This is a genomic window from Ruminococcus sp. AF17-12 (assembly GCF_003479245.1).
Taxonomy (GTDB): domain Bacteria; phylum Bacillota; class Clostridia; order Lachnospirales; family Lachnospiraceae; genus Blautia_A; species Blautia_A fusiformis.
Genome location: NZ_QUGY01000001.1, coordinates 65,549 through 77,658, shown reverse-complemented (window position 1 = coordinate 77,658; position 12,110 = coordinate 65,549). Strand labels below are relative to the sequence as shown.

At 34.3% G+C, this 12,110-nt stretch carries 11 protein-coding genes; 5 read left to right on the top strand and 6 right to left on the bottom strand.

The genetic code is table 11. The features are described 5' to 3' along the window. Positions 1 to 2: 2 nt before the first annotated feature. From DWW77_RS00375 to DWW77_RS00355, 5 genes are all read right to left on the bottom strand, one after another. Complete coding sequence (locus DWW77_RS00375; protein ID WP_117942811.1) at positions 3 to 923, bottom strand: hypothetical protein; 921 nt, start codon at positions 921 to 923, stop codon at positions 3 to 5. Beyond that, positions 910 to 1,326 carry a hypothetical protein gene (locus DWW77_RS00370; RefSeq protein ID WP_044999283.1) on the bottom strand — a complete coding sequence of 139 codons (417 nt, stop codon included), beginning with the start codon at positions 1,324 to 1,326 and terminating at the stop codon, positions 910 to 912. The genes DWW77_RS00375 and DWW77_RS00370 overlap by 14 nt, the downstream gene beginning before the upstream one ends. After that, positions 1,286 to 2,074, bottom strand: coding sequence for an integrase (locus DWW77_RS00365; RefSeq protein WP_117942812.1), 789 nt, complete (start codon positions 2,072 to 2,074; stop codon positions 1,286 to 1,288). Before DWW77_RS00365 ends, DWW77_RS00370 begins: the two co-directional genes overlap by 41 nt. Continuing rightward, positions 2,071 to 3,924, bottom strand: a complete 1,854-nt coding sequence (locus DWW77_RS00360; RefSeq protein ID WP_117942813.1) for a recombinase family protein — start codon at positions 3,922 to 3,924, stop codon at positions 2,071 to 2,073. The genes DWW77_RS00365 and DWW77_RS00360 overlap by 4 nt, the downstream gene beginning before the upstream one ends. Before the next feature lie 129 nt (positions 3,925 to 4,053). Beyond that, the gene (locus DWW77_RS00355) at positions 4,054 to 4,443 is read right to left on the bottom strand and encodes a helix-turn-helix domain-containing protein (protein ID WP_008374249.1); all 390 of its coding nucleotides are present in this window, start codon (positions 4,441 to 4,443) and stop codon (positions 4,054 to 4,056) included. Positions 4,444 to 4,668: 225 nt separating this feature from the next. On the opposite strand from DWW77_RS00355, the gene DWW77_RS00350 reads away from it, so the two are divergent. From DWW77_RS00350 to DWW77_RS00335, 4 genes are all read left to right on the top strand, one after another. Next, positions 4,669 to 4,884, top strand: coding sequence for a hypothetical protein (locus DWW77_RS00350; protein WP_013976761.1), 216 nt, complete (start codon positions 4,669 to 4,671; stop codon positions 4,882 to 4,884). 124 nt (positions 4,885 to 5,008) lie between these two features. Next, positions 5,009 to 5,329: a helix-turn-helix domain-containing protein gene (locus DWW77_RS00345; RefSeq protein WP_013976760.1), complete on the top strand. Its 321-nt coding sequence runs from the start codon at positions 5,009 to 5,011 to the stop codon at positions 5,327 to 5,329. 57 nt (positions 5,330 to 5,386) lie between these two features. Then, complete coding sequence (locus DWW77_RS00340; RefSeq protein WP_117942814.1) at positions 5,387 to 5,875, top strand: chemotaxis protein CheY; 489 nt, start codon at positions 5,387 to 5,389, stop codon at positions 5,873 to 5,875. Positions 5,876 to 5,985: 110 nt separating this feature from the next. Further along, complete coding sequence (locus DWW77_RS00335; RefSeq protein WP_117592868.1) at positions 5,986 to 8,784, top strand: DNA methyltransferase; 2,799 nt, start codon at positions 5,986 to 5,988, stop codon at positions 8,782 to 8,784. 1,178 nt (positions 8,785 to 9,962) lie between these two features. On the opposite strand, the gene DWW77_RS00330 is transcribed toward DWW77_RS00335, so the two are convergent. Next, a complete protein-coding gene (locus DWW77_RS00330) occupies positions 9,963 to 10,760 on the bottom strand; it encodes a helix-turn-helix domain-containing protein (protein WP_117649577.1) in 798 nt (265 codons plus the stop codon). Positions 10,761 to 11,001: 241 nt separating this feature from the next. Between DWW77_RS00330 and DWW77_RS00325 the strand changes: the two genes are divergently transcribed. Then, positions 11,002 to 12,105: a tyrosine-type recombinase/integrase gene (locus tag DWW77_RS00325; protein ID WP_117649575.1), complete on the top strand. Its 1,104-nt coding sequence runs from the start codon at positions 11,002 to 11,004 to the stop codon at positions 12,103 to 12,105. The last annotated feature ends 5 nt before the right edge of the window (positions 12,106 to 12,110 follow it).

Below are 12,110 nucleotides of genomic sequence, written 5' to 3'. Positions count from 1 at the left end.
AATTATATTTCCTCCAATTTTTTCAAAATATTATTTGTGGTTGATATTAGGCACATAAGCTGATATTTAAGCTTATATTTTGCTGTATCAGATGCAATTTTAAAATCTGAAACTTTTAATACTCTTTCGATAGAACTGTTCCATGAGGGAATCGTCAACGTAAGACTTGCAATTTCCGCATCTGGATCAAATTGTGGCAGATTGCGTATAGATGGAATAGAAACGGAAGATTCTTTCTTTAATATTGGTTTGGCGTAATTATTCCACAGTAATTCCCTTTTCATATCATGATAACTGAGATGTTCTATCTTTTCGGCAAGAAGGTAGTTATTTAGACTTAAAAGCTGCTCTTTTGATAATCCTGAAAGTTCAATAATATTAGCTTGGGAAATCCAAAGCTGACCAGAACGAACTCGTTTGACAAGATCCGGAACTTTTTCATCAATTATATCTAGTGCACTACTGTAAGCAGAATATTTGTAAACGGTAGCCATTGCTACATTACATTCTTCGGATATTTTTTTTGCTGCGATGCTTGCACCGGAAATATGAGATATATTCGTAGATGAAAGTTGTCTTGAAACTAAAATTTTTTCAGCATCATATTTTTTCCCAATCAGGTATTTTTTATTGATATTGGTTAAATCCTCTCGTTTAAGTTGGTCAGCACATATCCATGAAATTACATCTTCTTTACTGGAAAAATGGAGTCTTTTTATTCGGAAAGGAATACTGTGTTTACGAAATAATTCATATGCTTCTATACCATTAATGACAATACCATTCCATGTGCAGATGGGGGTGTGATAGGAATGACATAATATCTGTTGCTCAAGTTGTTTATAATCTTTTTCACTGAGATATTGATACAAATTGGTGAATTCTAGTTTTGTTTTTAATGTATATATACTATAATTGCGCATACTCATCTCCCATTATTTCTGATTTGAATTCTGTTTGTGGCAGTTTTGTGATGATGTTATCCATGGAAAATAGAGCTATTTTCTTATCTGGGTAAATATTGCCTTCTAAACGAAAAATGTTAAATTTCTCCCAAGAAAGGTTAAGCTGGGAAAGTGAATATAGTAATTCTCGGCTGTACAATTCATAACTGTTACCATTGATGACAAAATAATCCTTAACTTTATGTGCCAATTTATCCTCTGCACAACTAGCCTTTATACCTATCATTTTTTGATCAGGATTAACAAGAAGTTGAATATATTCTGGGTTACCAATTTGACGGAGTGTATTGCGGTGGATTCGTATACGATTCTTTTTAAAGTCAATACATATTAGTGGATGGGAAGAGTGTTTGTTGTTCATAGGATTTTTCCTCACTTTCTGCTGTTGATGGTTCTTTTGCTTTTTCTATGGATTTATCAGTTGCCTTCTTCTTTTTTTGTATGTCAAATACTGCGTAGCCTTCAAATATATTGACTTGCATTGATTTCTGATGTTCTTCCACTGGAATACCGAATTGATTCTTCCATTCTTCAGGATAAGAAGGTGTCCTAGCAGTGGTTACAGTTCCATTGTCTTTTAGTGTACGAGGAAATATTTCAGGTGAAGTTAAATCGAAAATGAACAGTATTTCATTGCCAGAACGAATTAATTTGCCGAGAATCTTGTACCGATAATTAGGATTCCAATCCATGAGAGATATCACTTTAGCAAAGAAAATTCGACAGGTGATTTGTTTTGGCGAACGCTTTTTTCCAGAGGAACACCAACGAAAAGAGTCTTTTTCTTCTTCTCGACAGGGACGGACAGCCAGTTTTTTTTCAATGGGATTGACTAATATTTGCACATATTCGACATCGGGTAGCTTTTTTATGCAGGCGGTATTTACAGATACCTTGTAGTTATTAAACGTAAACGAAGGTTCGTAAATATGAGCGAAGAATTCGCCACGTACAACTTGATAACCGTCATAGCTGAAAGAATCATCGTCAATGACTTCCATTTGATTTGAGGGGCTGGGTGCGACTGTTATTGGCATAGGTGTGTTGATTTTCATCATATCAGAAGGTTCTGTAGTCATATTCCATTGATTTATAGGTTGCTCGCTCATTGGGTGTCTCCTTTAATTTCTGTAATAATATTCTTTATATTTTGTATAATGGTTTCTTTAGGAGTGGTTTGTAGCTCGGGTTCTTTATAAGGTTTACTTTCTGAAGCAGTTTGCCAGTTTTTGTCCACTGTAAATTCTGTTAATTCTGGCGCTTGAGACTGAGTATAGTAATTATTACCGAAGCTATTCATCCAGTCGGCAGGATAAGCTAACACACTCTTAGAATCAGATATTGTATCAGGCGTGTTGTTATTGGGGGCGGATACGTCGTTGGTACTTGTCGGGATTCGTATTTCTGTATCGTCCATGTTGAAAATAAGGACATTTTCATTGTCTTTTTGGTGAGCAACTCCTAATATTCTATATTTGCATTTTTTGTCCCACTTAAATATCTCGTATAATGTTGGCAAAAATGCAGCACCGGAAATTGGTTTTGGAATAAGTTGACCATCTTTGAGACGTGACCACTGCACTTTATTTTTTGTTTCAGAGGAACATGGTCGAATAGCAAGTAGTTTTGAGCTCGGGTGTATTAGCATTTCGACAAATTTTATGTTTGGAAATTTCCGTATAGCATCTTTGTTAAAAGAGATCTGTTTATATGAAAAAGAAACAGAAATCCGACCAACCGAGGAGAAAAATTGTCCTCTAGCAACTTCATAGTCTCTTAAATCGAAGGAACCGGCGGAAGCAGTAATTGTATCAGGTGCATTCATATTTGCCGGTTTAAGGACGCTTTGAGATGCTTCAAAGTAGTCTCTGGATTTAAATCCAGACCATCTTGGATTAATGCTTATAAATCCACTTAGAGAGCCTTCTTGTATCACATGTAATTCTGGTAAAATCTCTTTATTTCCATATTTCGCATTTGTAATTAATTTTTGAACAGCTATGAAATCATCTCGGGAGATAATAGCTTCATGATGTCCGACTTTTCTGTATTGATTACGGTCTTGATTGTTTTTCCTTGATTTATGGTCAAGATAATTCGGAGTCCATGTTTTTCTCGCCAGAACATCCCCACAATGGCGTTCATTTTGAAGGATTTGTAGTATGGTACTGGATGACCAGACATCATTATTCTTTTTTGTTTTACAACCGAGTTCTGTCAAAGAATCAGCAATTTGTTGAGTACTGCTTCCATTAAGATACATATAAAAAATAAGCTGCACAATTTTAGCTTCATGTGGATTGATTACAAGATCTCCATTTTCGTCTTGGTCATATCCGAGCAGAGGAGGTGTAAGGAATATTCCCCGACGAAAACGCATTTCAATGGAAGAATTCATAATTTCACTTTTGGTATGACTTTCTTCCTGCGCAAGTGTTGACATGAATGACAGAATCATTTCGCTTTTGGGATCAAGAGTATTTAAATGCTCTGTTTCAAAAAATACACCGACGGGTGGACGGAGTGAAGAAAGCTCTCGTACATATCGGATACAGTCAACAACGTTTCTTGCAAATCGGGATACACTTTTTGTTATGATTAAATCAATTTTTCCGCCTTCACAATCTTTAATCATTTTTTTGAATGCATCTCTATGTTGAAGCGAAGTGCCGGAAATGCCTTCGTCGGCATATATTTCTACAAGCATCCAATTCGGATTTTTATTTACTACATCCTGATAATGATTTTTCTGTAATTCATATGAGGATGTTTGGCGTGGATCATCCGTAGATACCCTTGCATATACAGCTACTCGTAGTTTTTTTTCTGTTTTAAAAATATCCTCTGGTGGAAGTGCCGGAATTACTTCCAGTTCTTCTGGATCAATACCTTTGTATCTTTGCCGGATTCTGGCTTTCTGTTCATCAATATTACTGCTTCGTTCTTCACTTTCTTTCATCAATAGCGACATCCTTTATAGTTGATATAACTATCATAGAATTTTTGGATTGAAAAAGACATAAACCATCGGTTAAGTGATTAACGGATGGTTTATGTAGAAATAGATATTTGATTGTTATTGAATGATTTAATAATCATTCGGGTTATCAGCATCGTAATTGTGTTTTGAGGATAGATGCCAATCATTGATTCGTAAAATGTTTTTTATGGCTGAAAGAACCTCGAATATGTAACGTTTTTCAGTGCTGGTACAATCTGCCATTAATAAATCAATGTCAGTTTGATATTCCGTAGGATTGTATAACAAGTTCCCATAGAGTAATTCATCAATAGTAATTTCAAGTGCGTTGCTAATTTTGATTAAAGATTCTAAACTGGGTTTACGCTTGGCATTTTCAATATAGCTTATATAAACAGTAGAAAGATCAGCAATTTCAGCCAGCTCCTCGGCAGATAATCCTCGTTGTTTGCGGGTTTCTCTTATACGTTTGCCAATAAGTGCATAATTTATTTCCATGTCCTCACCTCCTTTCCATCACAACTTGACTTTTTTGTGTTGTAGATAGAAAAAATGGTGAGCTATACAACAGCAATTGGTTGTATAAAGAGAAGTATATCATATGTATATAGCAAAAAGAAGATTGTCGATTGATGGGAGAAAAAGGCGATAAGTTGTAATTGAACAACAGCGAAAAAAGGGTTATCATTTATGTATTAAAAATTATGTCTGGGAGGAAAATACATGGCAGATAAAGAGGAAATCAAAACACTGGAGGAATTAGAGGAAAAAGGAAGAGTACTGCGGGAGTACAAAGAAAAATTCCGGCAGATGTGCCAAGAGAATAAAATGATAAAGGGTTCGACAGTGCTGAAACTATATGATAAAATTGAAGAAATACAAAGAGAATATGAGCATTTAGATAATAAGCTGACATTAATGGAATACAACTTTATATAGTTCTATTTTTTTTGTTTTAATACTACTGTTTCCCTTAGTAAATACTTGTAAGATACATCTCTAATAATTTTGCGGATTTCTAGTTACAATTAAGGTAACTACTATCGGAAAGAGGTGTATTTACTTGCGTACAGAGGATTATATTGCGGACAATATTATAGCTTTATGTAAAAAACGTGATATGAGTAAATATCGGCTGTCACAATTGACTGGTATATCTCAATCTTCGATTGGAAAAATTATTGCTAAAGAAAGTTTACCAACTATGCCTACTGTAGAAAAGATATGTGATGCACTGGGAGTAACAATGGCACAATTCTTTGCCGGAATGGATGTTCCAGTAAGCTTATCAGAATCACAACAAGAGGTTCTGAATATTTGGAATAATCTTGATGAAAAAGAACAGAATGTAGTGATACAAATGCTCCGGGGACTTCAAAAATAAAGGAAACAGTTGTAACGAAAATGTTGACTGTTTCTTTTTTTATGGAGTTGAGAGATTATGGTGATTGAAAAGAAATATTATGATATTGCACAGCATGAATTGGAAGAAATGCAAAGAGAAATTAATGAAGAAAAAGCGCAAATGTCAGAAGAAGAGATGCTAGAGGATAAAAAATGGCATGATGAACAATTGGAAACAATTATTAAAAAGGCAGAAGCTCATATGCGTCGTTTTAAGAAAGTTCCAGATCCTCAAAAAGTAGTGAAATTCACTTTTTTACAAAAAGATGCATTGGAAATTGCACGAAATATGCAGATGAATATAAAAACTGAGCGTAAAGAAGATGATTTATGGGGGACGATAGAAATGTCATTTAATAATATGTGGTTTTTAGATTCGGCTCCTAGTGAATGGAAAGATATTTGGAATAACTTGCTGAAAGAAGCTCAGAGAGTGTATATAGAAGCAAAAGATAACATGATCATGTATCAATATTATTATGATTTGGCGGTAGAAGTTCCTTGTGTGCAGACACAATACAAATAATGATATATGAATGCTGTTCTGTAATAATTTTATGATATACTGTGGATATGATATGTAAAAATAGTCGGAGAAAGATTTGTGAATGCACGATTATTTAGGAGGAAAAAAGCATGACAGATGCAGAACAAAGAGAGGCTGCCCGTCAATTTGTAAACCGATGGATGGGAAAAGGGAAAGAAGATGAAGATGGACGTTCTTATTGGATTGATTTATTGACGAATGTTTTGGGAATGGATAATGTGACAGAACGTTTGAACTTTGAAAAGAAAGTTGTAATTGATGGAAATACAAAACGTATTGATGTGTATATTCCTGAAACACGAGTAATTATTGAACAGAAGAGTCTTGGAAAAGCATTGGATCAGAAAATCAGGAATTCAGGAGATGTTGATCTTACTCCATTTGAACAGGCAGACAGATATAATGGAAAGCTGACTTTTGATGAAAGAGCTCGGTGGATTGTTACGTCAAATTTTGCTGAAATTTGGATTTATGATATGAACCAGAAACAGCCAGAACCGACAAAGATTGCTTTAGATGAATTACAAAGCAAATATCCATTGTTGGACTTCTTGGTGAAAAAGGAAGTAAAGACAATATCGCATGAAATGGAAGTATCAATAAAAGCAGGAGGTATTGTTGGGCTTATTTATGATGCGTTTTTAAAACAATATCGTATACCAGATATTAAGGAAAAGGATGAAACACTTGAGCAGAGAGAAAAAAGAGAGCATAAACTAAAGAGCCTGAATGCTTTATGTGTGCGAATTGTTTTTTGCTTGTATGCAGAAGATGCTGGTATTTTTGGAAAGAGAAATATGTTCCATGATTATTTGGAAACATATGAAGTAAAGGATTGCCGGAGAGCTATAATAGAATTATTTAAGATATTGGATACACCTGTATCAGAGCGAGACGAGTATTTAGAGGAAGAACTTGCTCAGTTCCCGTATGTAAATGGTGGGTTATTTGCTGATGAAACTATTGAGATACCACCTTTTACAGAGAAAATTAAAGAATTACTTCTTACAAAAGCGTCAGAAGATTTTGACTGGAGTGATATTTCTCCAACTATATTTGGAGCGGTATTTGAATCTACATTAAATCCTGAGACCAGACGTTCAGGAGGAATGCATTATACATCTATTGAAAATATTCATAAAGTTATTAGTCCTCTTTTTTTGGAAGATTTGCAGAAGGAATTTGATAGTATTAGAGCAATTCAAGTGAAGCGTACCAGAGATAAAAAATTGGAAGAATTCCAAAATAAATTGGCATCACTTACATTTTTTGATCCTGCGTGTGGTTCCGGAAATTTCCTTACAGAAACATACCTGTCGCTTCGTCGTTTGGAGAATGAGGTGATAAAGGAAAAAGTTGGCGGACAAATGACATTGGTAGAGGTAAATAATCCAATTAGAGTTTCTATTCAGCAATTTTATGGAATAGAGATTAACGATTTTGCAGTTACAGTTGCGAAAACGGCTTTATGGATTGCAGAATCTCAAATGTTGGAAGAAACGAAAAATATTGTGTATGGATTTAATGACGATTTTCTTCCTTTAAAGACATATGTAAATATTACAGAAGGAAATGCATTAAGAATTGATTGGAATGATGTAATTCCTGCAGAAAAATTATCGTTTATAATGGGAAATCCGCCATTTGTAGGAGCACGTTGGATGGCGTCGGAGCAGAAGGAAGATGTTGAGAAGATATTTGAAGGATGGAAGAGTATAGGAAATCTTGATTATGTTAGTTGCTGGTATAAAAAAGCGGCTGACTATATGGGAAATTATAATATCAGAGCAGCATTGGTATCAACTAATTCAATTACACAGGGAGAAAGTGTTTCGATTCTCTGGAAACCGCTTTTTGAATCAGGTGTACACATTGATTTTGCATACAGAACATTTATATGGGATAGTGAAGCGTCAATAAAAGCGCATGTTCATTGTGTAATTGTTGGCTTTAGCAGAGCTGTAAATAATAAGCAGAAAATAATTTATTCAGGTGAGAACGCAATTCCGGCGAATAATATTAATGGATATTTGCTTGATGCAGAAAATATATTCATTGAAAAAAGAATGAAACCATTGTGTAATGTTCCTGAAATAGCATTAGGTGGGCAAGCAATTGATGGTGGATTTTTAATATTGACGGAAGAGGAAAAGGAAGAGTTTTTGGAAAAAGAACCACAGGCTTCTCCGTTTTTTAGACATTATATGATGGGAAAAGATTTTATTGATCGAAAGCCGAGATATTGTATTTGGCTTGTTGGAGCTGATCCTGGATTATTAAAAAAATGTCCGATGATATTAGAACGAGTGAATAAAGTACGTGAATTTAGACTTAGTAGTACAAGAGCGAACACAAAAAAAGCGGCTGAGAATCCAACTTTATTTGCATCAATACTTGAACATAAAAATCAATATATTGCGATTCCCAAAGTTTCTTCTCAGAATCGTAGATATATTCCAATGGATTATTTAGATGGTGAAATTATTCCGGGAGACAAATTATTCACTATGCCCAATGCATCATTTTATGAATTTGGTGTATTGATGTCGAATGTTCACATGGCATGGATGCGAGCAGTGTGTGGAAGATTAAAAAGTGATTATAGTTATTCAAACACAATAGTGTATAACAATTTTCCGTGGCCTGTAGTAACGGAGAAGAATCGGGAACAAATTGAAAAATCGGCACAGGAAATTTTGAAAGCAAGAACATTATATCCTAGTAGTAATCTTGCGGCTTTATATGATCCTTTAACAATGCCAGCCGAGTTACGACGAGCACATACTGCAAATGATAAAGCTGTTATGGCTGCGTATGGCTTTAGTACAAAAATGACGGAAGCAGATTGTGTGGGAGAGTTGATGAAATTATACCAGAAAATGCAATGATAAAAGTTTATAGAGCTGTTTTTTGCTCAAAGTAAAATATTTGAAAACATAGAATATTCCAAATCCATAAAAGATGAATGAAAACCAATATGGGAATTTTACATGTGTTACAAAATTTGTAAAATTTTCATATTGGTTTTTTTGTAATCTGTAAAAATTATAAATTTGGATATCGAGTAAGGTTTCGGATTTTTGATTTTTATGTATTTTTCAATTTTGGATATGGCTCCGAAATTGGCAATTTTGCGGAAGTGTATCCACACTTCCTGTCCTTGCTATTTTATAATCACATGGTGATTTCACAGGGATATAGGGCTGTTTAGCCTATTTTTTCTCCCTGTGCTGTGACCGAAGAAATTCGAGGAACCAATCATATATTTATGCTGAATGTGAGGAACTAGGGAGCACAATCCTTAGCAAGATTCCAACATCCGGAAAATGCCATAATGCTAAAATAGCGATATGGTATTACCGGGGTGGATCTTGCTCTAATGTGTACAGTAATCTCGGCATAAATAGAAAGAATGGGTTTGGGGAATCCCCAGCAAGATATAAACCTGATGAAAGAATATTTGTCGGAAAGACAATATTGTTAAACACAGGTGGATCTTGCTCTGGGGTAATTGAGAAACTTATGAGAAACAGAGATTCCACATATATTCTATTTACAAGGTATTTTATTTCAACGATGAAAGAAGTATTTTTATATCATCAAAATGCTATTGGGAGTTTATGCTGTTGGAAAGGCGTTGGCAGGAAAACAACTTCTAGTTGTCGGTGCAAATATAATGAATAGAAGTGTCCATTATATTTTTGGTGATAGGTATTTTTGTGGAATGCCTTTTATTTTTTTTGAATAATAAAATTTTAAATCTGTAGTCGATAGAAGCAGATGGTTAAAAAAAGCTTTTGATAACCATGAGTGTAAAAACAGAAAGCTGCGAAAATTTATTATGAGCTAATAGCAAAATTTGATATTTTGTGATATTGAGGGTATGGAGAATCGTAATCTCTATCAAGTTTGTCAGAGAATCATAATCCAGAAAAGGGATTTTGAGTTACTCTAGGCGATACTTGCTTTAGAAAATGATTAGCCATAATGAGTTGGAACGTGGGAGGAGGAAGTGTTAAAAAAAGAGAGAGCCATAAGTAACTCTCTCTGTGATAAAATCAAAAAGTTATAGTATCAGTGATTCGGTAAGATTACAAAAATCCTTAACAGGAATATTTTCTTTAAGTGGTAAAGCTGTCTCTAAAAAGGTTTCGTCTGCAAATCTTTCGAGTTCAGAATCAAAATGTATAATTGAAGCATTTGTATTTAATTGATATGGCGGAATTGTAACAAAATAATCATAATCTTCGTAAGAAGGAGTGGCGCAAGAAACTTTGATTTTTCCGCCCAATTTCAATTTTGCAAATTCTCCATAAATGGCAGTTAAGGCTTTTTTTCTTTCTTCATCAGAAGTAATTCTATCTACATATCTAATATACCAATAATCTATATTTCCCTCTTTTAATTCAATTAAATAATCGTATGATCTGGGTGTTCCGGATTTTATTGTCCATTCAACTTTATGCAGACTTGTCATCATGGAAAGTCCACGCATTAAGGTAGAAAAAAATTTTTCATGCACCTGAACAGTAGAGAGATCCAGAGAAAATCCATTGTCTGCAATTATCTTTTTTCGTTCCCGTATTTTCTTAGAAGAATATCCCGTTGCATCATATAACTCTTGGATAAGTTCTGGATCATCAATGGCTTTTGCAATTTTATCAATAGTGCTTTTATATGGTCTTCCAGATCGGGCACCGTTGAGCATTCGTGAAATGGTTGCATTATTTAAGCCTGTTTGTTCAGATAATTCTTTTTGTGTTTTTTTCTGTAAAATGATTTGAAGTATATTGATGAATCTTTCCTGATCGTAAACGCTGTCAGGATTTATTAGTGTGCCTGAATTTGATATAAATTCGTTCATGCAAATCTCCTCTTGACTTCTTTGACTTTATATAAATTGACTTCTTGTATTTTATCTTATCAATTATATCCCTAAAAATCAATTTAAAACATAAAGAAATCAAAAAATGCTTTATTGATATTCTTGTAAAAGTCAAAGAAATCAAAAACGTAATTGACATTTTGACTTCTTTGTGTATAATGTAGAATTAAGAAGTCAAAGAAGTCAAACAAATCAAAACGAAAGGAAGGAGGGCTGTGGATTGAAATATAGGGTTGTTTCGATTTTGAAAGATAATAGACCACGTTTTTTGATTATTTCTGATATTGAAGAAATTGAAATTCTTCCATCAAAGTATTTGAAGCATCTGGATCAGATTAATGCTTCTCCGAATACTGTAAAATCCGCAGCCTTCGCACTTTCATATTATTACAATTATCTGCAGGAGCAAACGATAGGATTGGATGAGATTACATTGCTATCCTATTCAGAGCAGAATAAACATTTTATTGATTTCTTGTATTGGGTTAAGAGTGGAAAGCATACTGAGCATAATACACAAACGAGCAATAAGACCTGCAATATGTATCTTGGTGCAGTTTTCAGATACTACCAGTTTTTGGCACTGGAAGATGTTTTGCCAATGCTTAAAGTCTTACGAGTAAAAAAAGTATCGTATTTTGACAGTATGGGAGTAAATCATCAAAATGCAGTGAATTCGTTTAAAGGTTTCTTCAAAGAAGAAGAACCTAATCTGGAAGAAATAACATCCGAAGAAATACAGGAGCTGATAAATGCCTGTACGAATGATAGAGATCGATTGCTGATAGCAATGATGGCAGAAACCGGTCTTAGATTAGGGGAAATTTTGGGAATCCATTATACCGAAGATATTGATTTTGAAAGAAGGACGGTTCGGGTAAGGTATCGTGAATCCAATACCAACTTGGCAAGAGCAAAAAATGCAGAATATAGAATGGCTTTGTTAAGTAATACAACTTTTGAGTTCTTGGTTAAGTACATTTCTGATAATCGAAAAAGTCTGATGAACTCGGAGTATCTATTTACAAAATTGACTGGAAAAAACAAAGGAGAGCCATTAGATGCGGATTCTGTGTATAGCATGTTGAAAAGACTATCCAAAAAAACGGATATCAATTCCCATCCGCATCAGCTCCGACACTATTTTGCGGAGGAAAGAAGAAAAGAAGGATGGGATTTGAATGACATTCGTTTTGCCCTGGGGCATAAGAAAGTTGAAACTACCATTAAATACTTGGGTGAAAATAATGAACGATTGATAGAAGCAACAGATCAATACTACTCAAATAATGAAGATTTATACCAAATTGCAGATTTTCTGTAAAAGGA